The sequence below is a fragment of the Sphingopyxis witflariensis genome (assembly GCF_002205635.1).
In the GTDB taxonomy this organism is placed as follows: domain Bacteria; phylum Pseudomonadota; class Alphaproteobacteria; order Sphingomonadales; family Sphingomonadaceae; genus Sphingopyxis; species Sphingopyxis witflariensis.
Genome location: NZ_NISJ01000001.1, coordinates 182,638 through 206,109, shown reverse-complemented (window position 1 = coordinate 206,109; position 23,472 = coordinate 182,638). Strand labels below are relative to the sequence as shown.

The window sequence follows — 23,472 nt, the reverse complement described above, 5'->3', positions numbered from 1 at the left end:
CATCGGCTATCCCGCAAGTGGCTGAGGACGGCGCCAGGTGCCGCGGGCATACCATGCCCAGGCCATCGCCAGCGACGTGAGCGAGGATAGGGGAAAGCTCCACCAGATCGCGTCGCCGCCCAGCGCGGGGTAAGCGAAATGATAGATGCCGAGGCGGATCGGGAACATCGACAGGAAAAGGATGATCAGCGGCGGGACCACCGAACCGTTCGCGCGGAGTGTGCCGATGAGGACGATCGTCGTTCCAAAGGGCAGGAAGGTCCAGGTCGCAATCAGCTGGATATGCCGCGCGACGTCGATCGCGGGGCTTTCGGTGCCAAGGAACAGCCCGAGGGCCGGGCGGTCGAAAAGCAGCAGCAGCACGATCAACGCACCGGTCATGATGAGGTTGATCGCGATGCCGCTGTTGGTAATCGCCGAGACGCGATCCCAGCGATGCGCGCCGATATTCTGCGCCACCATCGCACTGACCGCAGCGCCCACGGCCAGCGCGGGCATCTGGACATAATTCCATAGTTGCAGCGTCGCGCCATAGGCGGCGGCGGTCACCAGCCCTTCGCGATTGACCAGGCCGACCATGACAAGGCCTGCGCCCGACAGCACCAGCATCTGGGCACCCATCGGCACGCCCTTGCCAAAGATGAAGCGCAGTTCCCCCCAGGTTGGATAAAGATAGGCGAGTTCGCGGCCGCGCAGGCGCAGCACATGGTCCTTGGCATAGAACCAGCCGATCATTGCAGCCAGACTGATCGTTCCGGCCAGCGCCGTCGCCATCGCGCTGCCCGCGATGCCCATCTGCGGGAAGGGGCCAAGGCCGAGGATCAGCACCGGGTTGAAGACGATGTCGAGCACGACCGACAGGATCATGAAGCGCAGCGGCGTCACTGCATCGCCCGCGCCGCGCGATGCCATCATCAGCGTGACCATCAACATGCTGGCAGGCACCGCAATGAAGGTGACGCGCAGATAGTCGTGCGCAAGGGTAAAGGCTTCAACGGGAGTTTCGAGCCAGCGCAATATCGCGTCGGACGCGAACCAGCCGACGACCGCGATGGCTACGGAAAAGATCAGCGACAGCCCGATCACGCCGCCGCTCGCGCGCCGCGCCGCGTCAATGTCGCCGCGCCCGATCGCCTGACCGATCAGCACCGTCGCCGCCATGCCGAAGCCAAAGAAGGTCGCGAACATCAGGAACATGATGATGTTTGCATTGGCGGTCGCGGCGAGCGCGCTTTCGCCAAGGAACTGGCCGACCCAGATCGAGTTCACCGATCCTGACAGCGTCTGGAGGACGTTCGACGCGAGCGTCGGCAGCGCGAAGATGATCAGCGTTTTGGCGATTGGCCCGCTGGTCAGGTCCATTCGTCCCCCACCGCGTGCGGTCTGGCGCGGCGGCAGGGGGCTGGCAGCGGGATCGGCCGCCGTAGCGACCGGGGTCGGAGTGACGGGCGCTTCCTCGCTCAACCGAGCGGTGCCCGTGTGGAGGGGAACATTGATATTCTGTGCCGTCGAAATGCGCTCATGCTGGACCGCCTTCCAGGTCGCCGACGCATTGAAGGTCGGGGTCTTTCTTTGCCTTGCGTTCCAGCTCGCGGGTATGGGCAGCTATTCCCGGAACAAGCGCATCGGGCGTAATATGATGGGACTGGATCAGCTCTATTGCCCATCGATAATGCCGCGCGCCGGCGGCGCAACTGTCGCTGCCGCCGTCGCCTTCGCCCCAAACCTCGCGCCAGCCGGTCTTGCCGTCGCGGGTCAGGATGATCTTGAAGCCGCCGATGACGCCATTGTCGCCCTCGGCATAGGCGATGGCGCGGTTGCCATCGTTCCACACCCGCAGATAGCGGAAGGTGAAGCGCAGATCGGGGTGCGTACGCAGCGTCTGGATGATCGCCGTGCGTTCGGCGCTACCGACGGCGGGGGTGTGCGGCGCAGCGCTTTTCGCCGCCAGCGGGGCGGCGAAAAGCAACGCACTTGCCACAATCAGGGCCCCCGCGCGCCGCATCACCCCAGGCGGGCCAATGCGGCAGTCAGGCGGTCGGCCTCGGCTTCCTTGGCGGCATGGTCGGCGCGCGCCTTTTCGACCGCTTCGGGCTTGGCGCGCTCGACGAACGACGGGTTGTTCAGTCGCCCGGCGAGGCCGTCGCGTTCCTTCGCCGCAGCTGCGAGCGCCTTGCTCAGGCGGTCGCGTTCGGCGGCGATGTCGATCACACCCTCGAGTGGGACGGTGATCGTCTCGCCCTCGACGACGAGCTGCGCCGAAGCTCCCGCGGGTGCCGGATCGAAGCTGATCGCCTCGAGACGCGCGAGGCGGTCGAGCTGCGCCGACAGCTTGTCGGTGCGGCCCTTGAGCGATGCCGGGAAATGCGCGGTCAGGCGCGCGCCCGGCGGCAGGCCGAGTTCGGACTTCGCACCGCGCAGCTCGCTGACCAGCTTGATCAGCCAGTCGATGTCGGCGCTCGCTTGCGGGTCGCGCGTTGCTGCGGGCTCGGGCCATTTCGCGGTGATCAGCGGATAGTCGGCGCGCTCGCCAAGCCCGGTCCACAGCTCTTCGGTGATGAAGGGCATGAAGGGGTGAAGCATGACGAGAATCTGGTCGAGCACCCAGCCGGCGACGGCCTTCGTCTCGTCGTCGATCGCGCCCTTGATCAGCTCCAGATACCAGTCGCAGAAACGGTCCCATGCAAAGCTGTAGATCGCATTCGCGGCCTCGTCGAAGCGATAGTCGGCAAACGCCTTGTCCATCGCGGCGACGGTTGCGGCGACTTCGCCGATGATCCAGCGGTTAACCGGCAGCGTCGCGGCGGGCGCGGCAAGGCTGGTCGAGGCCGAAATGCCATTGGCTTCGCAGAAACGCGCGGCGTTCCACAGCTTGGTCGCGAAATTGCGGTATCCGGCAAGGCGTGCGTCATCCATCTTGATGTCGCGGCCCTGGCTTTCCATCGCCGCCATGAAGAAACGCAGCGCATCGGCGCCGTACTGGTCGATCAGGCCGAGCGGGTCGACGACATTGCCCTTCGACTTCGACATTTTCGCGCCATCGGGCGCGCGGACGAGACCGTGCAGATAGAGCGTCTTCCACGGCACTTCGTTCATGAAGTGCATCCCCTGCATCGCCATCCGCGCATCCCAGAAGAACAGGATGTCGAAGCCCGAGATCAGCACGTCATTGGGATAGTGGCGCTTCACCAGATCGCTGTCCTCGGGCCAGCCGAGGGTGGCGAAGGGCCAGAGCGCCGAGGAGAACCAGGTGTCGAGAACGTCGGGATCGCGGTTCAGCGTCACGCCGTCACCGGCCTGCGCCTGCGCTTCTTCCTCGGTTTCAGCGACAAAGATACGCCCATCGTCAGCATACCACGCCGGAATCCGGTGCCCCCACCACAGCTGGCGTGAGACGCACCAGGGCTGGATATTCTCCATCCAGTTGAAGAAGGTCTTTTCCCACGTCTTGGGGACGATGTTGATCCGCCCGTCGCGCACCGCCTGCATCGGCGGCTGGGCGAGCGTTTCGGCATCGACATACCATTGGTCGGTCAGCCAGGGTTCGATGACCTTGTTCGACCGGTCGCCATAGGGGGTCTGGATCGTGCGCGGTTCGGCGTCATGTTCGGCCACCTCCCCGTCTTTTGAAGTCACGACATGCGCGATCAGATAGCCTTGCTCTTTCAGCCGCTCGACGACCAGTTCGCGCGCGCCGGGGACGCCATCGACGGCGAAGCGGTGCAGGCCGATATATTCGGCGGGGATCAAGCCATCGCTGGTCTGGATGACATTGGCATCGCCGTCGAACATGTTGAGCATCTCGCCGGCCTTGAAGCCCGCGCGCTTGCCGACCTCAAAGTCGTTGAAGTCATGTCCCGGGGTGATCTTCACCGCGCCCGAACCCAGTTCGGGATCGGCATGGTCGTCGGTGACGATCGGGATGACGCGGCCGGTGATCGGCAGCACGACCTTCGCGCCCGCCGCGATCAGGCTGGCGTAGCGGGTGTCGCTGGCGTTCACCGCGACCGCCATATCGGCGAGCATCGTTTCGGGGCGCGTCGTCGCGACGACGATATAATCCTTGCCGTCGGCGGTTTTCGCGCCATCGGCGAGCGGATAGCGGAAGTGCCAGAATTTGCCCTGAACCTCGACCGTCTCGACCTCGAGATCCGAAATTGCGGTCTTGAGGCCCGGATCCCAGTTCACCAGCCGCTTGTCGCGATAGATCAGGCCCTGCTTGTGCAGGTCGACGAACACCTTGACCACGGCCTCGGTGAAATGCGGGTCCATCGTGAACTGCTCGCGCGACCAGTCCATCGAGCAGCCGAGGCGGCGGAGCTGGCCGGTGATCTTGCCGCCGCTTTCGCCCTTCCATTCCCAGACCTTGTCGACAAAGGCTTCGCGGGTGAAATCGGTGCGCTTCTGTTGCTTTTCGTTGAGCTGGCGCTCGACGATCATTTGCGTCGCGATGCCCGCATGGTCCATGCCGACGACCCACAGCGCGTCCTTGCCGCGCAGCCGCTCGTAACGGATGAGCACGTCCTGCAACGTGTTGTCGAGCGCATGCCCGATGTGCAGCGCGCCGGTGACGTTCGGCGGCGGGTTGACGATCGTATAGGGGACGGCGTCGGGACGCTCGGGGCGGAATAGCCCGCGGCTCTCCCACTCATGGGCCCATTTCGCCTCAATCGCGGCGGGATCGAATGTTTTTTCCATCGGCATAATGGCCGCGCTTTGCCAGCGCAGCGGATATGCGGCAAGGGCTTATCGGCGCCTTGCCGCGCTTTGGGCGTGCCGCCCCGTCTTGCCCGCTGCAGCAAGCTGTGCTGGACAGGGGATATGAACCCGATGCCGCACGCCGCCATGGCCGCCCTTCTGTTGTCCACTGCGGTTGTTGCGGCCGAACCCGTTGCGCCGCCGCCGATCTTTGTCCCGCCGCCGGTGCCGGCCAAGGTGACGCCTGTTCCGGTCAAGCCGAAACCAAAGGTGCCCGGTCCGGGCTTGTTTGAACTCGCGCCAGACGGGCGGACTCTCTATTTTGCGGGCACCATTGCCAATGCGAGCTATGACCGGTTGAAACAGCTGCTGGACGCCAATCCGGGCGTCAGGCGGCTCGATGTGGCGTCCAGCGGTGGGCTGGTGTTGTCGGCGCGCCTTATGGGGGCGCTTGTCATACGGCGGAAGCTCGCGGTCCATGTCGAACATTCCTGTGCCTCGGCGTGCACGCTGATCCTGCTCGCGAGCAGCGAAAGGACGATGGGCCCCAGCGCGCGGATCGGGTTTCACCAAAGCTATGAACTCCATCCGCGAAAGCGACTGCGCGGAGGGCAGAGCAAAACGTCAAAAGGAATCGATGCCAAAAATGGAGGCGATTCCTCTGCCGAAGCCACCGAGACCCCCAGCGCGGCGGTCAACATGGGTGACACGTTCAGCCGCAGGTCGCTGGCCAATGCCGGCGTTGACGACGCCTTTATCGAACGTGCGCTGACCACCAGCAGCGAGGACATGTGGTATCCCGATGCGGACCAATTGCTGTCGGCCAAGGTCGTCACGGCCCAAATACCCGAACCGCGGCCGCAGGGGCCGTCGTGGGGTATTTCGCGGACGGCTGTTACCCAATCGCTGCCCGATCCGATGTGGTCGACGCTTCGCGACCATGATCCGGCGCTATGGGGCGAGGCGGTCGACGCCATCTGGCATGATCGCAACGGCGGTGCATCCGAAGATGCCGCGATGGAAACGCCGCGGTCACAAGTGATAGAGCAGCTGCTGCCGATGCTTGTGCGGGCGCCCGACGAGATGGCCGCGCGGCTCGCGACGATCCACGCCGAGCAGTCCCGGATTGCCGCGATGGATGCTTCCGGCTTTTGCCGACCCGACCCCTTTGTGGAGCGCGTCATTTCAGGTGATGAACGCGCGCAAAACCGGCTCGAGGATGCGGCGCTGGCCGACCTGATGCGACTGGCGCGTTGGCAGAAACCAATGTCGGCCCGAAAAGCCGAAAAGGTTTTTGCGCGTTTCCTGCGCGACAATCAGGTGCTGTCCGACAGCCTGCTCGAAGGCGACGACGCCGAGTCCGATTGCCGCAACGGCCTTGAGCTGTTGCAGGCAATCGGTTCGGCGCCGCTCGACCGGCGCGGTGCAATCTATCGGGCGTTGATGGCGCTCGACTGACCGTGCGGCTTATTTCTTCAGATGTTTGCCCATCCAGTCGAACACCGTGCGGTGCCACTGGACGCTGTTCGCGCCCTTCAGCACCCAGTGGTTTTCGTCGGGGAATACCAGCAGCTGGCTCTCCACGCCGCGGCGCTGAAGCGCGGTGAAGGCGGCGAGGCCCTGACTATAGGGAATGCGGAAATCCTTTTCGCCGGTGATCACCAGCATCGGGGTCTTCCACTTGTCGACATGGTTCACGGGGTTCCATTTTTCGGGGTCGCTACGCTCCCACCAGGGGCCGCCATGCTCCCATTCGTCGAACCACAATTCCTCGGTTTCGAATGCCATCGCGCGCAGGTCGAAGACGCCGTCATGCTGGACGAGGCATTTGAAGCCGTCGGTCCACTGGCCCGCGATCCAGTTCATCATATAGCCGCCATAGGAGGCGCCGAGCGCGCAGGCGTTGTTGATGTCGAGCTGCGGGTCTTGCTTGCCCGCTGCGGCGAGGCCGAGCTTCAGGTCCTGAAGCGGCTTGCCGCCCCAATCCTTGTTGATGCTGTCGGTGAAGGCCTGACCGTAACCCGTTGAACCATGGAAGTCGACGGTGACGACGCCATAGCCCTGCTGTGCCATCAGGCGCGGGTTCCAGCGCGTCGACCAGCTGTTGCCGAAGCTGCCCTGCGGTCCGCCGTGAACGACGAATGCCACCGGCAGCTTCTGGACGGGACTGACCGGCTTTAGGATCATGCCCCAGACCTTGTCATTGTTCGCGCCCGCGAATTGCAGCCGGTCGATCTCGACCTGATCGAACTCGGCGAGTTGCGCTGCGTTGACCTTGGTCAGCTGACTGACTTTGCCCTTGGCGTCGCGGACATAAAGGTCGGTCGGCATGAGCGCGCTGTTGCGCGAATAGAGCAAGGCGCCGCCGGGCAACGGGGTGACGTCGCCGATATAGCCATCAAACGGCTCGGCCGAGGCCTTGACCTTCTCGACCTTTCCGCTTGCCGCATCAACGCGGAACACAGGATGATCGAGGACGTCATCGGCGGTGACATAGAGCGATTTGCCGTCGGGCGCCCACGCGATCGAGGCGACCGAGCGGTCCCATGCGTCGGTCAGCTTGCGCGTCTCGCCGGTCGAAAGATCGCGCAGCATCAGCACCTGCCGGTCGGCCTCATAACTTGGCCGCGCCATCGCGGCATAGGCGAGCCATTTGCCGTCGGGCGAAGGGGTGGGCAGGGTGTCGGTCGCCTGATTGTCCGCGGTCAAATTCTGCGGCATCATCCGGCTGTCGACCAGCCAGCTATAGATATCGAGATTGGTCGAGGTGGGCTCGTTGCGGTCGGCCTTGCGCAGCGTGAAAAAGACGGTGCGGCTGTCGCCGCCCCATGCGAGTTCTTCGCCGCCGCCGAACGGCTTCGACGGGCTGTCTCCGATCAGGCCGCCGTCGACGGCGCGCGCTACGGTTGCCTTGCCACCTTCGAGGTTGAAGACGAACGGGCGGCTGTAGGTGCCGGGGGTTTCCCAATGGTCCCAATGACGCACAAAGCCCGCGCCATCCTTGTAAAGCCGTCCGGTGCCGGGACCGACGAGCGCGCCCTTGTCCTTGGCGTCGCAGCCGAAGTCCGCACATTCCTTGGCGATATCCCCCCAGGCGAGCAGGCGCTTGCCATCGGGTGAGATTTTATAACCCTCGACGTCGGCCTTGGTATCGCTGACCTGCGCCGCGGGTGCGCCGGCCGATTTGGGATCGACGCGCCAGATTTGATTGGTGCCCGATGCGTCGGAGAGGAAATAGAGCGAGCCGTCGGGGTGGAACGCAGGGCTGGTTTCATTCTTGCCTGCGGCATCGGCGATGGCGACGGGCTTTGCATCTTTCGCATTACGATCGACGAGCCACAGCCCGGTCGAGCGCTTGTACGTCTCGGCTGCGGTCTCGGTCATCTGGAATACCACCCAGCGTCCGTCGGGCGACGCGGTTGGTGCCGCGACGCGCTTCAGCGTCGCGAGGTCAACCTCGGTCATCGGCCGGGCGGCTGCGGGGGTGGACAGGGCGGCGGCGAGCGCGATGGCGCTGGGCAGGATCAGGTTACGCATGAAACGGCTTTAGCGATGCTGGAGGCGGGTGCAATAGTTCGTCGTCCCCGCGCAGGCGGGGGCGACGCTTAGCGCACCAGCGCGCCGCCCTTCATAACATGGTCGATCTTTTCGAGCGCGCTGATGTCGGTAAGCGGGTCGGCCTTGACCGCGATCAGATCGGCGAAGCGGCCGGGCACGACCGCACCAATGTCGTCGCGCCCCATTTCTTCCGCAGCACGGCCGGTCGCGGCGCGGATCGCCTGCATCGGGGTCATGCCATAGCGGACCATATAGGCGAACTGCCGTGCGTTCATCCCATGCGGATAGACGCCCGCGTCGGTCGCGAAGCCGATGTTGACGCCCAGTTCGACCGCACGCTTGAATGCCGTGCGCTGGGTGTCGGTCGTCTCGCGATTCTTGCGCAGATATTCCTCGGGCCAGCCTTCCTTGGTGCCGATGTCGTTGATGTAATCGCCGTTGAAAATATCCATCGCCAGCCAGGTGCCGCGCTGCTTCGCGAGTTGAAGCGTCGCTTCGTCGGCAAGGCTCGCATGTTCGATGCTGTCGACCCCGGCGTTGATCGCGCTGCGGATGCCGATTGCGCCATGCGCGTGGGCCGTGACTTTCTTGCCGCGATCATGGGCGACCTTCACCACGGCGCGTAGTTGCTCTTCAGTCAGTTCCGGCGCGCCGGGTTCGGTTCCGATTGCCAGCACTGCCCCGGTCGCGATCGTCTTGATGAAATCGGCGCCATGGTCGAGCAGGAAGGTGGCTTTCGCCGCCGCTTCCGCGGGCGTGGCGGCGACGCCGAGCCGCATGTCGGCGGGCAACTGCTCATTGGGCACGACGCCGTTGAGTTCGCCGCCCCCCTTGGGGATGGTGATATAGGCGCCCGCGACCCACATGCGCGGCCCCGGCACGTCGCCGCGCTCGATCGCATTGCGCAGCGTCACGTCGGTCAGCCCGCGATAGGTGCCGACGTCGCGGACGCTGGTGAACCCCGCGTTCAGCGTCACGCGGGCGTTGCGTGCGCCGACAAGCACGGTTTCGGCGGGCGATGCCTTGATCGGTGCCGCCAGATCGGCGCTCTGGCCGAGGTCGGCGAGATGGGTGTGGAGGTCAATCAGCCCGGGCAGCACGGTGAAGCCCGACCAGTCGAGCCGCGTCGCGTCCGCCGGGGTTTGGCCGCAAGCGCCGACCGCTGCAATCCGCTCATCCTTGATCGTGATGCACTGACCGGTGCGCACCTGCTCGGTAACGCCGTCGATCAGCCGCCCGGCCTCGACATAAAGCGTCTGCGCCGATGCGGGCTGGGCGGTCAGGGCGACCGCCAGCGCCGCGATCAGATCGCGGTGCCGAACGCGTCGCATTGGCGCGGATCCCCCGATTGCAGTCCGCGCCGCAGCCACGTCATGCGCTGTTCGCTCGTTCCATGGGTGAAGCTTTCGGGAACCGGACGCTGGCCCGCCGAGCGCATCAGCGTGTCGTCGCCGATCGCATTGGCGGCGCGCATCGCCTCTTCCATATCGCCCGGCTCCAGCACCGGCTGGCCCGCGCTATTCTTGGCGCGCGCCGCCCAGACCCCGGCGTAACAGTCGGCCTGCAACTCCATGCGGACCTGCAAGGCATTGCCTTCGGCCTGCGAGGCGCGCTGTTGCGCCTGGCGAACCTGATCGGAAATGCCGCTGATCGTCTGGATATGGTGTCCGACTTCGTGCGCGATGACATAGGCCTGCGCCGCGTCACCCGCCGCGCCGAATTTGGTTTCCAGCTCTCGGAAGAAGCTGGTGTCGAGATAGACGCCCTGATCGGCGGGGCAATAAAAGGGGCCCATCGCCGATTGCGCCGCGCCGCAGCCCGACCGGTTGGATTCGGTGAAGAAATTGAGCGTCGGCTTTTTATAGCCGCTGATCAGACCCTCCCAGACCGTATGCGTCGAACCGAAGACGTTGCAGGCAAAGCGTTCCGACGCCGTATCGCAGGCTACATTGGCGCCGCCACGGCTGTCGGCGGCCGGGTCGGCGGTGCCGCTGCCCATGCTCAGCATATTGGCGCCGGGCCCGAGCAGGAAAAAAGCCGCTGCACCGAGGAGCAGGATCGTCCCGCAGCCCATCTTGCGGCCGAGCAGCATCGGGAGCAGGCCAAGAAGCAGGCCGCCCATGCCACCGCCGCCTCCACCGCCGCCAAAACCGCCACCCCCGCGACCAAGATCGCGAATGTCGTCGCCGGGATCATAATCGTCGAGGCGCATTGGGTTTCTCCCGCGGCTGAGTGTCTGCGTTTGCCTGGTTGTGACAGCAGCGCCAGGCAATTGGAAGGGGCTTCGATGAGAACGAGCCATTGCAATCGCGCGTGCTGCGGTGCACCAAACAGCCCCGCGCTGAAAGAGGAACACCCGAGTCCATGCCCCGTCGCGCTGCCTCCGCCGCTTTGCCGCTCCCCGACCTCGTCGTGCTGGTCCTGCAGGGCGGCGGCGCGCTCGGCGCATTTCAGGCCGGGGTTTATGAGGCGCTGATCGAACTGGGCATCGAACTCGACTGGGTTGCCGGTATCTCGATCGGTGCGGTCAACGCCGCGATCATCGCCGGGAATGAGCGTGATCAGGCGGTCGGGAAGATGCGCGAATTCTGGGATGGCGTCTCGTCGGCGCTTCCGGCGCTGCCGATGGTCGACAATGACCTGCTGCGCGAATGGACGCATCTCGCGGCGGCGGGGCAGGTTGCGGCCTTTGGCGTACCCGGCTTCTTCACCCCGCGCTTTCTGCCACCCGCATTCGCCCCGCGCCAGACGCCCGAAGCGGTAAGTTTTTACGACACCGCGCCGCTGGTGAAGACGCTCGACCGGCTGGTCGACTGGGACAGGGTGAACAATGGCAAGGTCCGCCTGTCGGTCGGCGCCGTCGCGGTCGAGACCGGAAATTTCCGCTATTTCGATACGAAAATCGAAACGCTCGACGCGCGGCATATCCTTGCGTCGGGGGCGCTGCCACCGGGCCTGCCGCCGGTCGAGATCGACGGTATCTGGTATTGGGATGGCGGCCTTGTGTCGAATACCCCGCTCGAACATGTCGTCGAGGCGGCGCATGAGGATATGCTGGTGTTCCAGGTCGATCTGTTCCCGGCGCGCGGCGAGCGGCCGCACGATATGGAAGAGGCCTGGTCGCGCGAGAAGGATATTCGCTTCTCCAGCCGCACCCGGCGCATTTCCGACGGGCTGGTGCGGCGGCGCAAGGAGCATCGGCTGATCGACCGGATGCTCGACAAACTGCCCCCCGAATTCACCAGCCTGCCCGAGGTGAAGGCGGTGCGCAAAATGGTCGATTGCAAGGCGCTGAACCTCGTCCAGTTGATCCACCAACCGCCCAAATGGCAGACGGGGGCGCGCGATTTCGAATTTTCGCGTTCGACGATGGAAACCAATTGGGCGCTCGGCCGCACTGCGGTCGAGGCGGCGATGAAGGATGGGCACCTGCTTGCCGAAAGCATCGCCGAGGGCCGCTCGGGCAGCTTTGCCGTGCAATCGGACGCGCTGCGGCCCAAGCCCGATCTCGATATCTGATCTGACTCTCTCCCACCGAAAGGAATATCATATGCAACTTCAAGGCAAGACCGCGCTCATCACCGGCTCCACCTCGGGCATCGGGCTCGGCTATGCGAAGGCGCTGGCAGAGGCCGGAGCGGCGGTGATGATCAATGGTTTCGGTGACGCCGCCGCGATTGCAGCGATGGTGGAGGAACTCGGCGCGCTCAACGGCGGCAAGGCCGCGCACAATGGCGCCGACATGAGCAAGCCCGAGGAAATCCGCGCGATGGTCGCGGCGTGCGGCGATCAGTTGGGTGCGCCCGACATTTTGATCAACAATGCCGGTATTCAGCATGTCGCGCCGATCGACGAGTTCCCCGACGACAAATGGGACGCCGTGCTGGCGATCATCCTGTCGAGCGCCTTTCACACGACCAAGGCGGCGCTGCCGGCGATGAAGGCAAAGGGCTGGGGCCGCATCATCAACACCGGGTCAATGCACAGCCTCGTCGCCAGCCCCTATAAGTCGGCCTATAACGCCGCCAAGCACGGGATCGCCGGGCTGACCAAGACCGTCGCGCTCGAGGTCGCGACGCAGGGCATCACCGTGAACAACATCTGTCCGGGCTATGTCTGGACGCCGCTGGTCGAAAACCAGATCCCCGACACGATGAAGGCACGCGGCTTGACCTATGATCAGGTCGTCAACGACGTATTGCTCGACAAACAGCCGCAGAAGAAATTTGTTCAGGTCGAACAACTGGCTGCGCTGGCGCTGTTCCTGTGCGGCGATGCTGCCAGCGCGATTACCGGCACCAATCTGTCGGTCGACGGCGGCTGGACCGCGCAATAATCCCGCAGCTTGCGCCCCGCCTTGAGCCCCCGCCTTGAGCATTGTCGTTTGCGCTCCTAAGGTTAGCGCCAGACCGGACAGGAGAGACGGACGATGTGGCGTCGCAGAACGATATTCCTTGCCGCTCTAGCGGTGCCGGCGCTGGCGGGGTGCAAGACGGCGTCGTCGCCGGTACCGCCCTCGGCGGTCGATGCACCGCCGACTGAAGGGACGTGGCGCGGCACCGCGACCGAGCAGGACCGGTTGCGGATCCGCAACTGGTATAAAAGCTGGGAAGCGGCGCTGGCCGATGCGCGCGCCAAGGGGCATGGCGCCGAAATCGATCGCGAGGGCGCGCTGCTTCAGCCGCTCGCGGCGCTACCCAATCCGCACATACCGGCGGGCGATTATCGCTGCCGCACGATCAAGCTCGGGGCGCAGGGCAAGGGTGGGCTGGGCTATGTCGCCTATGGCTGGTTCCAGTGCCGCGTGTCGGCCGAGCAGGGAATTTACAGCCTGACCAAGGTGACAGGGTCGCAGCGGCCGATCGGGCTGATCTTTCCCGACGATCTGAAGCGGCAGGTTTTTCTGGGCACGCTGGAACTGGGCGACGAGTCGATGCCGGTCAATTACGGCAGCGACCGAATGCGCGATATGGCGGGGTTGATCGAACGGGTCGGCGACAACCGGTGGCGGCTGACGCTGCCCGCGCCAGCCTATGAATCCTTGCTCGATGTGATCGAATTGGTGCCGGCGAGCTGACCGGATAAAAGGGGGACGACTATGCGGCTTTTCTGGACGGGTGCGGCGATGCTGGCTTTTGCAGCACCTGCGGCGGCACAGACGATCGGTGGCGAGGTCCAGAAGGACATGCCGTCGCTGATGAAAATCTATGATGATTTTCACGCCAACCCCGAACTCAGCTTCATGGAGATACGCTCAGCGGCTATTCTTGCCGCCGAGGCGCGCAAGCTGGGTTTTACGGTGACCGAAAAGGTCGGCGGCACCGGGGTCGTCGCAGTGATGAAGAACGGGCCCGGCCCCGTCGTCATGCTGCGCGCCGACATGGACGGGTTGCCGGTGACCGAACAGACGGGCCTGCCCGGTGCGTCGAAAGTGCGCGTCACGACGAAGGAAGGCGTCGACACCGGCGTGATGCACGCTTGCGGCCACGACACGCATATGACCGCGTGGATCGGCGTCGCGCGGCGGATGGCGGCGAACAAGGATAAATGGTCGGGGACGCTGGTGATGATCGGCCAGCCCGCCGAGGAACGCGGCGCGGGCGCGCGCATGATGCTTGAGGACGGGCTCTACAAACGCTTCCCCAAGCCGCAATATGCGCTTGCCTTCCACGACGCCGCACAGTTTCCGGCGGGGCAGATCGGTTATACGCCGGGCTATGCGCTCGCCAATGTCGACAGCGTCGATGTTCTGGTGAAGGGCGTCGGCGGGCACGGCGCCTATCCGCAGGCGACGAAGGATCCGATCGTCCTCGCGAGTCGGATCGTCGGGGCGCTCCAGACTTTGGTGTCGCGCGAAATCAGCCCGCTCGACAGTGCGGTGGTGACCGTCGGCAGCTTCCACGCGGGCGCCAAGCATAATATCATTTCGGACGAGGCGCGGCTGCAATTGACGGTGCGCAGCTATACCGACGCGGTGCGCAATCATCTGCTCGACGGAATCGCGCGCATCGCGAAGGGCGAGGCGATTGCTGCGGGCATGCCCGAAGACCGGATGCCGGTGGTCAGCGTCCAGAAGGATGAATATACGCCCGCGACCTTTAACACCCCCGATTTCACCGAAGAGATGGCAGGCTTCCTGAAAGGCCAGTTCGGCGACAAGCGCGTCGTCAAACTGCCCCCGGTGATGGGCGGCGAGGATTTCGGCCGCTTCGTGCGCGAAGACCCGAGCATCAAGAGCCTGATCATCTGGGTCGGCGGCGTCCCGCAGGCCGAATATGACGCGGCGCAGAAATCGGGGAAGGTGTTGCCGAGCCTCCATTCGCCCTTCTGGGCGCCCGACGCCCCGGCGGTGATTGCGACAGCGACCGAGGCGCTGACCGCGATGACGATGAAGCTTATGCCGAAATAGGCGCTATTTCAGCGTCGCTAACCAGTTCAATATTTCGCTTTGCAGGCGGATGCGCGCGTCGGACCAGCTATGATCGGTCGCGACGTGGAGCGTTCTGACCTTCGTCCCGCCGCCCGCCTTGATGGCCGCGCTCAGCGCGTCGCTCATTCCGGCGAATCCGTCGTCGGAGGTCAGGACGAAAAGGTTGGTCTGCAAAAGCTGCGGCGCGGCTTTTGCGAAGTCGAAGCGGTCCTTGTTGGCGATGATCTCGTCGGCCATGATTTCGGGCGTCGTTCCGGCGAGCGCCTCCATGCCATTGCCGCGGAGCAGTCCGGCCGCCTGATCGCGCGGCAAGGCGCCGATCATCCCCATATTTCCGGCCGAGATCATGGCGCCGCCCAGCAAGTTCTTGTCGTGCGCTGCGGTTAGCGCGGTCACCCAGCCGCCCATGCTGTGGCCGATGACGACGAGGCGCATCGGGTCGATCCGCAGTTTCGCCGCATTGGCGGGATTGCGCGCAAAAGCGAGCACCGCATTCGTATCCTCCAGATTGTGCGCGAAGCGATAGTCGCCGGGACTGCCCCACGATCCGCGATAGTTGAAGGTGATCACTGTCCAACCCGCGCGCCGCATCGCTTGTGCGAGATCGAGATTCTTTTCGAGCCCGGGAAGACCGTGACACAGCACAACCGTCGGATGCGGCCCGGGCCCCTCTGCGACATAGACCACGCTGTTGATCTCGATCCCGCCGCTGGGGATGTGAACGACCTCCATCGCGGCCGGATGCGTCTTGTTCGCGGGCGGATCGGTGTAGATGGCGGCGGGAATGTCGGGCGAAATGGTCTGGGCTGCGATCGGCAAGGGCAGGGCGGCCAGTGTGGCGGCAAGCAATATCTTCATCTTCGTCTTTCCCCCGAATGCATCATTCCGTTTTGGTCGCGAAGCTCCCGCCGCGTCCCGCGCCCTCGGTAAAGCGCTTCGCTCCGGCCGCCACACCTTCACGCAGCGGCGCGACCCCGGCGTGGGCTTCGTACCCGAGCGCGCCTTCGATATCGAAATCCCATTGGCGATAGGCGCTCAACCGGTCGCTGTTCATGCAAAGCTGCGGAAAGGCCGCAATCTGCTTCGCCAGTTCGATCGCAGCGGGCAGGGCATTGCCGTCGCCGACGACGCGGTCGGCCAGCCCGATGCGCAAAGCTTCGTCGGCGGGGACTGGCCGACCGGTCAGGATCATGTCGAGCGCGCGGCCTTGGCCGACGATGCGCGGCAGGCGGACGGTGCCGCCGTCGATCAGCGGCACGCCCCAGCGGCGGCAATAGACGCCGAACACCGCGCTTTCGGCCACCACGCGCATGTCGCACCAAAGCGCGAGTTCGAGGCCCCCCGCGACGGCATGGCCCTCGACTGCGGCGATGACCGGTTTTTCGATCAGCATCCGCGTTGGCCCCATCGGCCCCGGGCCATCGGGATCATAGCGTCGCTCGCCGACCGCGCCGAGATCGAACCCGGCGCAAAAATGCCCGGCGCTGCCCGTCAATATCGCGACCCGGGCGGTTTCGTCGGTGGCAAAGGCGGTAAAGGCATCGCGCAATGCATCGGCGGTGGCTGGATCGACGGCGTTACGCTTCGCGGGGCGGTCGATGGTGACAATGGTCACTGCGCCATCATGGTCGATCAGGAGCGACATATATTTCCTTCGCGGCAGGCGGCGGGACGACAGTCGGACAGGCTAGCATGAGAATCTTTGTTTCGGCAAAGCCTTGAAAGCCGTCATGCCGTATCCTAAATTCGTCTTATGCGGGCCGGGCCCCTCTGGCGTCGGCGGGATATTTCCCGCCACGTGATGTCGGACCGCATCGGGTGACACCGATGCTCTGCGGCCCATCTCTCCCCTCTGTCCAGGGTCTTTGGCATCGGCGTCACCTGCTTGATTCTTTCAATCAGGAGGCCCTTTATGACTCTCAATTCCCGCCTTTACCGGCTGACCGTCCTGCATCGCCAGATCGACGATGCGTTGCGCCGCGAGATGCAGCGACGCGGTACGGATCCGTTCCGCCTATTGCGGCTCAAGGCGCTGAAACGGACGATCAAGGAACGGCTCATGAAGCCGGTTCTGCGCCCGGCGTTCGCCCACTAAATTCAATATAATCGACGATCGGGACGCTGCCCTGCAAGGGGCGGCGCTCTCGGCGCATGTCAGGGATAATTTTATGGAATTTTTGTTTGCCGACTGGCTGGGAACGCCGGCCTGGTTCTGGCTGGCCTTCATCGGGCTGGTCGTCGCGCTCACCGCCTTTGACCTTGGTATATTGAACAAGGAAAACAAGGAAATGGGGATCAAGGAGAGTCTGAAGCTCTCCACGCTCTACATCGGTATTGCACTCGCCTTTGGTGCCTGGATCTGGGCCGAAAAGGGCGGTGAGGCCGGGCTGCAATATTATACCGGCTTCTTCATCGAGAAGGCGCTGTCGATCGACAATATCTTTGTCATCTCGTTGATCTTCGCGACCTTTGCCATCCCGCCGCGTTATCAATATCGCGCGCTGCTCTGGGGTATTGTGGCGGTGATCGTGCTGCGCGGGATCATGATCGCGGGCGGCGCGGCGCTGGTCACCGAATATGGCTGGCTGCTCTACATCTTCGCGGCTTTCCTCGTCTTCACGGGCATCAAGATGCTGTTCGCCGGTGAAAAGCCGATGGACGTCGCGGGCAATCCGGTGGTGAAATGGCTGTCGCGCCATATTCCGATTACCCATGACCTGCATGGCGAGAAATTCTTCGTGCGCGTTGAAGATACGAAGACGGGGAAGCTTGCACTCGCGGCGACGCCACTCTTCCTTGCGCTGGTCGTCATCAATCTTGCCGATCTGGTGTTCGCGGTCGACAGCGTGCCCGCGATCTTTGCGATCACGACCGACACCTTCATCGTCTATACGTCGAACATCATGGCGATCCTTGGCCTGCGCGCGCTTTATTTCGCGCTCGCGGCGATGGTGCACCGTTTCCACTATCTGAAATATGCGCTCGCGCTGGTGCTGGTATTCATCGGGTCGAAGATCTTCGTTGCCGACTTCATCCTGGGCGGCAACAAATTCCCGCCGCTCGTCAGCCTCGGCGTGACCGTCGGCTTGATTGCGGGCGGGGTCATTTGGTCGCTCGTCAAGACGCGCACCGACGATCAGGCCGCTGTGACGCACGGCTGATTATAAAATAGCGACGCCCGCACCCCTCTGAGGTGCGGGCGCTCCGATCGCTTAAATCGCGAGAAGTAGCGTGTCTTCTTCGTGCGGGGCTGCCGGTTCGAACGAGGGCAGCGGGTCGAAAGTGTCTTCCTTCAACTCGGTCGCGCCAAGGCCGTCGAGCTTGAAATGTCCGAGCTTCCGTTCGTCGGGCGATCGCCAATTCTTGTTCAGATTCAACGCGCTGATGAACAGGTCGCCGCGGCGTTCGAACATCTGATGCGGCGCTAGTTCCATGACATTGCCATTATATTGCGCGGTGACGGTGCGTCGGCGCGCGATGGCTTCCATCAGTTTCAGGCGAGTGTCGCTCATGATGTGATCGCCCCGGGGGAGAGGGTGAATAGGTTGTGCATTGCAACATAATGCCTGCCTCGCGCGTCATGGGCAAGCGCAGAATTGACAATCCGGTTTACGAACTGGTCTGAACTGGCCCGGGAGAAGCCAAAAAAATGTCCGCCGAAAGCTGTTAAGCTTCCGACGGACAGGCTTTCCTCCCCAGGAAAGCTCGGGAGGTGAAGGGCTAGCAAGGCGCCCCACACCAATCTCTTCATGCGGTGGTCAGGCCGCGAATTGGTTCATCGTATTGTCCTTGCCCGAAGCTTTCAGCGCGGCTTCGCCGGCGAAATATTCCTTGTGATCGTCACCAATGTCGCTGCCCGACATATTCTGGTGCTTCACACAGGCGATACCCTGACGGATTTCGGCGCGCTGGACGCCCTTGACGTAACCCAGCATCGCTTCGTCGCCGAAATATTCCTTCGCAAGATTGTCGGTCGACATCGCCGCGGTGTGATAGGTCGGCAGGGTGATGAGGTGGTGGAAAATCCCCGCCCGCTTCGCCGAATCGCGCTGGAAGGTGCGGATGCGGTTGTCGGCCTCGTCGCTCAGCTCGGTGCCATCATAATCAACGCTCATCAGCTTGGCGCGATCATAGGCGCTGACATCCTTGCCGTCCTTCTCCCAGGCGTCGAACACCTGCTGGCGGAAGTTCAGCGTCCAGTTGAAGCTCGGCGAGTTATTGTAAGCGAGCTTCGCATTGGGGACGACTTCGCGGATGCGGTCGACCATGCCGGCGATCTGTTCGATATGCGGCTTTTCGGTTTCGATCCACAGCAGGTCGGCGCCGTTCTGAAGGCTAGCGATGCAATCCATCACGCAGCGATCTTCGCCGGTTCCCGAACGGAACTGATAGAGGTTCGAGGGCAGACGCTTCGGGCGCATCAGCTTGCCGTCGCGGTTGATCAGGACGTCGCCGGGATTGCCCGCGCCTTCGACCTCTTCGCAATCGAGATAGCTGTTATACTGATCGCCCAGATCGCCGGCTTCCTTCGAGAAGGCAATCTGCTTGGTCAGGCCGGCGCCAAGGCTGTCGGTGCGGGTGACGATGATGCCGTCCTCGACGCCCAATTCCATGAAGGCATAGCGGCAGGCACGGATTTTCGCGATGAAATCCTCGTGCGGCACGGTGACCTTGCCGTCCTGATGACCGCACTGCTTTTCGTCCGAGACCTGATTTTCGATCTGCAGTGCGCAGGCGCCGGCTTCGATCATCTTCTTGGCGAGCAGATAGGTCGCCTCGGCGTTGCCGAAGCCCGCGTCGATGTCGGCGATGATCGGCACGACGTGGGTTTCATAATTGTCGATGCTCGCCTGAACCTGCTTTGCCTTGAGTTCGTCGCCCTCGGCGCGCGCAGCGTCGAGTTCGCGGAACAGGCCGCCCAGTTCACGGGCATCGGCCTGACGCAGGAAGGTGTAGATTTCCTCGATCAGCGCCGGAACGCTGGTCTTTTCGTGCATCGACTGGTCGGGAAGCGGCCCGAATTCGCTGCGCAGCGCCGCGATCATCCAGCCCGAGAGATAGATGTAGCGGCCCTTGACGGTCCCGAAATGCTTCTTGATCGAGATCATCTTCTGCTGCGCGATGAAGCCGTGCCAGCAACCGAGCGACTGGGTGTAGTTCGCGGGGTCGGCGTCATAAGCGGCCATGTCGGCGCGCATGATGCGGGCGGTATAGCGTGCAACGTCAAGGCCGGTGCGGAACTTGTTCTGGGCGCGCATGCGGGCGATGCTTTCGGCGCTGATGCCGTCCCATGTGCCGTCATAGTCGCGGATCAGGCGGCCCGACTGCGCCATATCTTCTTGGTAGCCCATCATCTTGTCCCTTGGCTGCGCCCGTTGGGGCGTTGGAGGTGATGGACATGATTTGCCGGTCATTGCGCCAAAAGTGAAAAGCTTTGTCAATTATTCTTGTGAAATATGGCGTATAAGTGCAAAATGGGGTGTAAATTAGTAAAGAAAGTTACAGGCGATGGCGGAGCGACGGGTGTTTGCCGGACCAGCGGTGCGCAAGGTGCGGCGCGAGGCGGGGTTGACGCAGGCGGCGATGGCTGACGCGCTCGACATTTCGCCCAGCTATCTCAACCTGATCGAGCATAGCCAGCGCCCGCTCAGCGCCACGGTAATCGTGCGGCTGGCCGAGCGTTTCGGTTTCGACGCCGCGAAACTCGGCGCCGATGAGGTGCCCGGCGGGCTCGCGGGACTGCGGCGGCGGCTCGCCGATCCGCGCTTCGCCGACCTTGGGATCGGGGCGCAGGAGGTCGAGGAATGGCTGCAAACCGCCCCTGCGACGGCGGCTGCCTTCGCACGCTTGTTTGATCGCGCAGGCGATGCCGCGACGACACCGGCAATGGCCGAAGCGCCGGAGGTCGATGCGGTGCGCCGCGCGATCGAAAAATGGCGCAACCATTTTGCCGATCTCGATGCGCGTGCCGAGGAACTGGCCGACGAACTGCGCCTCGCGGGCGGCGATCTTTACGGGACGATCGCCGAACGGCTGCGCTCGCGGCACCAGCTCGGTATCCGCATCCTGCCCAGCGACGTCATGCCCGACCGGCTGCGCTGGCTCGACTGGCACGCGCGACAGCTGATGCTGAATGAACTGCTCCGACCCGCCTCGCGCACCTTTCAGGCCGCGGCGACACTCGCGCAGATCGAGGCAAAGGCCGAGATCGACGCGCTGGTTGCGGGCGCCGAATTCGCCGAGACCGCCGCCGCGCGCCTGTTCGAGCGCCATCTGATCCACTATTTCGCCGCCGCGCTGATGATGCCGTACAGCCGCTTCCTGCGCGCATGCGACGCAACGGGTTACGACCTGTTGCTACTCCAGCGGCGTTTCGGCGCGGGCTTTGAACAGGTCGCGCATCGGCTGACGACGCTCCAGCGCGTCGGCGCGCGCGGCCAGCCCTTTTTCATGCTGCGCATCGACCGCGCGGGGCAGGGGAGCAAGCGCTACGCCGGGGCGAGCCAGTCGCCGCTTGTCGATGGTGATGCGCGCTGTCCGCTGTGGGGCGTCCACGAAGCCTTCGCCCGCCCCGGCGAGGTGGTCGCCGATCTCGTCGAGCTCGAAGACGGATCGCGCTGGTTCACCCAGTCGCGCTCGGTTGCGGCTCCCGGCGCCACCGGCAGCGGCACTCCGGCGCGCTTTGCCGTGTGCGTCGGGGTCGATGCCAAGATCGCCGCACCACTGATCGCCGCGCGCGGGATCGACCTGATGCGCAGCCCCGCAACCCCGATCGGACTCGGCTGTCGCCGCTGCACGCGCACCGGCTGCGTCCAGCGCTCGATGCCGCCGCTCGGTCGCCCGCTGCGCTTCCGCGAAGGCGAGCGCGGAGTGAGCGCTTTCGATTTTGTGGGGGATTGAGGCCGGTCAGCGGTTCCCGGGGTGACCAAGGGGGCGCGTGCTATGCCGACCAATCAGGCCTTTTGCGCCATAACCCAGCGGTCGATGACCGATTCGAGCACCGAGATTGGCATCGCGCCCGCCGACAGTGCGGTGTCGTGGAAGGCGCGGAGGTCGAATTTGGTGCCGAGCGCGGCTTTTGCCTTCTCGCGGATTGCGACCCAGCGCGTCTGGCCGACCTTATAGCTTGTCGCTTGGCCTGGCCACACGCAATAGCGCTCGATCTCGGTGACGTTCGAAGGTTCGGGGGTGCCGAGCGTGTCGTTATAATAGGCGATAGCCTTCTCTCGCGTCCATTTATAGTGGTGGAGTCCGGTATCGGCGACGAGGCGCGCGGCGCGGAACATATAGGACTGAAGGTAGCCGAGACGGCCCCACGGGTCGTTTTCATAGACCCCCATCTCGTCGGCGAGCTGCTCGGCGTAGAGACCCCAGCCCTCGGTATAGACTGAGTAAGCAGGGAGGCGGCGGAGGCGCGGAATGCCCTCGGCCTCTTGCGCGAGCGCGATCTGGTGATGATGGCCCGGCGACGCCTCGTGATAGGTAAGCGTCGGCAGCGTCCAGCTGGGGTTTTCCGCTGTGTCGCGTAGGTTGATATAATAGGCGCCAGGGCGTGAGCCATCGAGCGCTGGTATCTGATAATAGCCGCCGGTCGCCCCGTCCTCAATATCTGCGGGGACACGGCGGATCTCGACCTTCGCCTCGGGCAGGCGGCCGAAAGCCTCGGGCAGCCGGGCCTGGATCGCCTGCATCTGGTTGTTGAGCTCGGCGATCAGCTTCGCCTTGCCCTCTTCGGTGTTGGGATAGAGGAAGCGCGGGTCTTTACCGAGTGCGCGCATGCGTTCGGCGACGCTGCCTTTCGTCATCCCCTGCGCCTTGAAGATCGCGTCGGCCTGCGCGCTCAGATCGGCGACGCGCTCGAGCCCGAGCTTGTGCACTTCCTCGGCCGACATGCCCGTCGTCGTCGCGTAGCGCAGCGCATAGGCGTAATATTGGTCGCCTTTGGGCAGGCGCCACACGCCGGCGTCGTGCGTCGCTCGCGGGCGCGCCGCGCGCAGCTCTTCGGCCTGCCGGCGCATCGCCGGGTAGATTTTTCCTTCGACGATGGCGGCGCAGCGCCTGGCCCAGTCGCCGGGGATGCTTTTCGTCTTCGCGGCGAGGTTCTTCGTCAGCCCGTTGGCGTCGGGGGCGGGGGCCCAGATGCGATCAAACTGGCCAAGCGTGCGGTCGATGACGAAATCGGGCGGGATGATGCCGTTGGCATGATCGGCCTTGATGCGGCCCGTTTCATTGTCGAGCTGCACCGCGAAATCGGCGCAGCGCGCGAGATAGGCTTCGGCATCGGCGGCGTTCGCGATGCCGTGCTGGTTGATGAGAAAGTCGGGGGTCGAGCGATAGGTGCCTGACAGCTGGGTTACCGGATGCGGCTCGGGCCAGCTGTGGAGGCCATAGTCGAAGGTGTCGTACGCCTTGACGAAAGATTCCCACGGACCGCGGAAGGTTTCGTAATTAACGAGGTCCATCCCGGAAAGCTTTGGCGCATCAATCTTTTTCAGCTCGGCAAGGCCGTCGCGATAGAGCTGATGGCTGCGCTTGATTCCTGCGGGCGAACGGTCGTCGAGCCGGGCTTTGAGTGGCAGGCGGGCGTCTTTGTCGAGCCCGAGCGCGGTCGCAAATTCGGGGCTTTCGTCGATCATCCGGTCATAGAAGCGCTCGTAGATGGCGGTGAGTCGCGTACCTTCGCTGTTCGCCGCCTCGCCGGTCAGCGCAGCCGCGGGGTTGCGAATGCCCGCGAGGGCGGAGGTCGCGGCGAGGGTGGCGATGAGGGTGCGGCGGTCGAGCATGAT

General features: G+C 64.0%; 19 protein-coding genes. 8 read left to right on the top strand and 11 right to left on the bottom strand.

Going from position 1 to position 23,472, the window contains the following annotated elements; all coding sequences use genetic code 11:
* Positions 1 to 6: 6 nt before the first annotated feature.
* From CDQ91_RS01080 to CDQ91_RS01070, 3 genes are read right to left on the bottom strand one after another with little or no spacing between them, the layout of a single operon-like run.
* Positions 7 to 1,464, bottom strand: a complete 1,458-nt coding sequence (locus CDQ91_RS01080) for an MATE family efflux transporter (protein ID WP_237245765.1) — start codon at positions 1,462 to 1,464, stop codon at positions 7 to 9.
* A gap of 55 nt (positions 1,465 to 1,519) precedes the next feature.
* Positions 1,520 to 1,981, bottom strand: a complete 462-nt coding sequence (locus tag CDQ91_RS01075) for a hypothetical protein (RefSeq protein WP_144036649.1) — start codon at positions 1,979 to 1,981, stop codon at positions 1,520 to 1,522.
* 23 nt (positions 1,982 to 2,004) lie between these two features.
* Entirely contained in the window at positions 2,005 to 4,704 is a 2,700-nt protein-coding gene (locus CDQ91_RS01070) for a valine--tRNA ligase (RefSeq protein ID WP_088470859.1), read from the bottom strand.
* Positions 4,705 to 4,821: 117 nt separating this feature from the next.
* Here CDQ91_RS01070 and CDQ91_RS01065 point away from each other — a divergent pair, with 117 nt between their 5' ends.
* Complete coding sequence (locus tag CDQ91_RS01065) at positions 4,822 to 6,156, top strand: COG3904 family protein (protein WP_088470858.1); 1,335 nt, start codon at positions 4,822 to 4,824, stop codon at positions 6,154 to 6,156.
* A gap of 9 nt (positions 6,157 to 6,165) precedes the next feature.
* Here the strand turns inward: CDQ91_RS01065 and CDQ91_RS01060 are convergent, their stop codons facing one another.
* The 3 genes from CDQ91_RS01060 to ypfJ form a co-directional block, all read right to left on the bottom strand.
* The gene (locus CDQ91_RS01060; protein ID WP_088470857.1) at positions 6,166 to 8,235 is read right to left on the bottom strand and encodes an alpha/beta hydrolase family protein; all 2,070 of its coding nucleotides are present in this window, start codon (positions 8,233 to 8,235) and stop codon (positions 6,166 to 6,168) included.
* Positions 8,236 to 8,303: 68 nt separating this feature from the next.
* Positions 8,304 to 9,587, bottom strand: a complete 1,284-nt coding sequence (locus tag CDQ91_RS01055) for a metal-dependent hydrolase family protein (protein WP_088470856.1) — start codon at positions 9,585 to 9,587, stop codon at positions 8,304 to 8,306.
* On the bottom strand, positions 9,560 to 10,468 hold the full coding sequence (ypfJ, locus tag CDQ91_RS01050) for a KPN_02809 family neutral zinc metallopeptidase (RefSeq protein WP_088470855.1): 909 nt from the start codon (positions 10,466 to 10,468) through the stop codon (positions 9,560 to 9,562). The genes CDQ91_RS01055 and ypfJ overlap by 28 nt, the downstream gene beginning before the upstream one ends.
* Positions 10,469 to 10,620: 152 nt before the next feature.
* Between ypfJ and CDQ91_RS01045 the strand changes: the two genes are divergently transcribed.
* The 4 genes from CDQ91_RS01045 (at position 10,621) to CDQ91_RS01030 (ending at position 14,665) form a co-directional block, all read left to right on the top strand.
* Entirely contained in the window at positions 10,621 to 11,775 is a 1,155-nt protein-coding gene (locus tag CDQ91_RS01045) for a patatin-like phospholipase family protein (RefSeq protein WP_088470854.1), read from the top strand.
* Positions 11,776 to 11,806: 31 nt separating this feature from the next.
* Positions 11,807 to 12,592, top strand: a complete 786-nt coding sequence (locus tag CDQ91_RS01040; RefSeq protein ID WP_088470853.1) for a 3-hydroxybutyrate dehydrogenase — start codon at positions 11,807 to 11,809, stop codon at positions 12,590 to 12,592.
* 93 nt (positions 12,593 to 12,685) lie between these two features.
* Complete coding sequence (locus CDQ91_RS01035; protein WP_088470852.1) at positions 12,686 to 13,333, top strand: DUF4893 domain-containing protein; 648 nt, start codon at positions 12,686 to 12,688, stop codon at positions 13,331 to 13,333.
* A 21-nt stretch (positions 13,334 to 13,354) separates the two neighbouring features.
* Positions 13,355 to 14,665: an amidohydrolase gene (locus tag CDQ91_RS01030; protein ID WP_088470851.1), complete on the top strand. Its 1,311-nt coding sequence runs from the start codon at positions 13,355 to 13,357 to the stop codon at positions 14,663 to 14,665.
* A gap of 3 nt (positions 14,666 to 14,668) precedes the next feature.
* Here CDQ91_RS01030 and CDQ91_RS01025 read toward each other — a convergent pair whose 3' ends face one another.
* Positions 14,669 to 15,544, bottom strand: coding sequence for an alpha/beta hydrolase family protein (locus CDQ91_RS01025; protein ID WP_088470850.1), 876 nt, complete (start codon positions 15,542 to 15,544; stop codon positions 14,669 to 14,671).
* A gap of 22 nt (positions 15,545 to 15,566) precedes the next feature.
* Positions 15,567 to 16,331, bottom strand: a complete 765-nt coding sequence (locus CDQ91_RS01020) for a crotonase/enoyl-CoA hydratase family protein (RefSeq protein ID WP_088470849.1) — start codon at positions 16,329 to 16,331, stop codon at positions 15,567 to 15,569.
* 267 nt (positions 16,332 to 16,598) lie between these two features.
* On the opposite strand from CDQ91_RS01020, the gene CDQ91_RS01015 reads away from it, so the two are divergent.
* Together CDQ91_RS01015 and CDQ91_RS01010 are read left to right on the top strand one after the other, a co-directional pair.
* Complete coding sequence (locus CDQ91_RS01015; protein ID WP_088470848.1) at positions 16,599 to 16,781, top strand: hypothetical protein; 183 nt, start codon at positions 16,599 to 16,601, stop codon at positions 16,779 to 16,781.
* Between the two features lie 73 nt (positions 16,782 to 16,854).
* Positions 16,855 to 17,847 carry a TerC family protein gene (locus tag CDQ91_RS01010; RefSeq protein ID WP_088470847.1) on the top strand — a complete coding sequence of 331 codons (993 nt, stop codon included), beginning with the start codon at positions 16,855 to 16,857 and terminating at the stop codon, positions 17,845 to 17,847.
* A 51-nt stretch (positions 17,848 to 17,898) separates the two neighbouring features.
* Here the strand turns inward: CDQ91_RS01010 and CDQ91_RS01005 are convergent, their stop codons facing one another.
* Together CDQ91_RS01005 and CDQ91_RS01000 are read right to left on the bottom strand one after the other, a co-directional pair.
* Positions 17,899 to 18,198: a WYL domain-containing protein gene (locus CDQ91_RS01005; RefSeq protein WP_088470846.1), complete on the bottom strand. Its 300-nt coding sequence runs from the start codon at positions 18,196 to 18,198 to the stop codon at positions 17,899 to 17,901.
* A gap of 246 nt (positions 18,199 to 18,444) precedes the next feature.
* Positions 18,445 to 20,037: an isocitrate lyase gene (locus CDQ91_RS01000; protein WP_088470845.1), complete on the bottom strand. Its 1,593-nt coding sequence runs from the start codon at positions 20,035 to 20,037 to the stop codon at positions 18,445 to 18,447.
* A 157-nt stretch (positions 20,038 to 20,194) separates the two neighbouring features.
* On the opposite strand from CDQ91_RS01000, the gene CDQ91_RS00995 reads away from it, so the two are divergent.
* Positions 20,195 to 21,586, top strand: a complete 1,392-nt coding sequence (locus CDQ91_RS00995; protein ID WP_088470844.1) for a helix-turn-helix domain-containing protein — start codon at positions 20,195 to 20,197, stop codon at positions 21,584 to 21,586.
* Between the two features lie 53 nt (positions 21,587 to 21,639).
* Here the strand turns inward: CDQ91_RS00995 and CDQ91_RS00990 are convergent, their stop codons facing one another.
* Positions 21,640 to 23,469, bottom strand: coding sequence for a DUF885 domain-containing protein (locus CDQ91_RS00990; protein WP_088470843.1), 1,830 nt, complete (start codon positions 23,467 to 23,469; stop codon positions 21,640 to 21,642).
* Between the last annotated feature and the right edge of the window lie 3 nt (positions 23,470 to 23,472).

Excerpts from the sequence above, each read along its gene's own strand:
- CDQ91_RS01070 (WP_088470859.1), bottom strand. The coding sequence starts at position 4,704 with ATGCCGATGGAAAAAACATTCGATCCCGCCGCGATTGAGGCGAAATGG.
- CDQ91_RS01065 (WP_088470858.1), top strand. The coding sequence starts at position 4,822 with ATGAACCCGATGCCGCACGCCGCCATGGCCGCCCTTCTGTTGTCCACT.
- CDQ91_RS01060 (WP_088470857.1), bottom strand. The coding sequence starts at position 8,235 with ATGCGTAACCTGATCCTGCCCAGCGCCATCGCGCTCGCCGCCGCCCTG.
- CDQ91_RS01055 (WP_088470856.1), bottom strand. The coding sequence starts at position 9,587 with ATGCGACGCGTTCGGCACCGCGATCTGATCGCGGCGCTGGCGGTCGCC.
- ypfJ (WP_088470855.1), bottom strand. The coding sequence starts at position 10,468 with ATGCGCCTCGACGATTATGATCCCGGCGACGACATTCGCGATCTTGGT.
- CDQ91_RS01045 (WP_088470854.1), top strand. The coding sequence starts at position 10,621 with ATGCCCCGTCGCGCTGCCTCCGCCGCTTTGCCGCTCCCCGACCTCGTC.
- CDQ91_RS01040 (WP_088470853.1), top strand. The coding sequence starts at position 11,807 with ATGCAACTTCAAGGCAAGACCGCGCTCATCACCGGCTCCACCTCGGGC.
- CDQ91_RS01035 (WP_088470852.1), top strand. The coding sequence starts at position 12,686 with ATGTGGCGTCGCAGAACGATATTCCTTGCCGCTCTAGCGGTGCCGGCG.
- CDQ91_RS01030 (WP_088470851.1), top strand. The coding sequence starts at position 13,355 with ATGCGGCTTTTCTGGACGGGTGCGGCGATGCTGGCTTTTGCAGCACCT.
- CDQ91_RS01025 (WP_088470850.1), bottom strand. The coding sequence starts at position 15,544 with ATGAAGATATTGCTTGCCGCCACACTGGCCGCCCTGCCCTTGCCGATC.
- CDQ91_RS01020 (WP_088470849.1), bottom strand. The coding sequence starts at position 16,331 with ATGTCGCTCCTGATCGACCATGATGGCGCAGTGACCATTGTCACCATC.
- CDQ91_RS01015 (WP_088470848.1), top strand. The coding sequence starts at position 16,599 with ATGACTCTCAATTCCCGCCTTTACCGGCTGACCGTCCTGCATCGCCAG.
- CDQ91_RS01010 (WP_088470847.1), top strand. The coding sequence starts at position 16,855 with ATGGAATTTTTGTTTGCCGACTGGCTGGGAACGCCGGCCTGGTTCTGG.
- CDQ91_RS01005 (WP_088470846.1), bottom strand. The coding sequence starts at position 18,198 with ATGAGCGACACTCGCCTGAAACTGATGGAAGCCATCGCGCGCCGACGC.
- CDQ91_RS01000 (WP_088470845.1), bottom strand. The coding sequence starts at position 20,037 with ATGGGCTACCAAGAAGATATGGCGCAGTCGGGCCGCCTGATCCGCGAC.
- CDQ91_RS00995 (WP_088470844.1), top strand. The coding sequence starts at position 20,195 with ATGGCGGAGCGACGGGTGTTTGCCGGACCAGCGGTGCGCAAGGTGCGG.
- CDQ91_RS00990 (WP_088470843.1), bottom strand. The coding sequence starts at position 23,469 with ATGCTCGACCGCCGCACCCTCATCGCCACCCTCGCCGCGACCTCCGCC.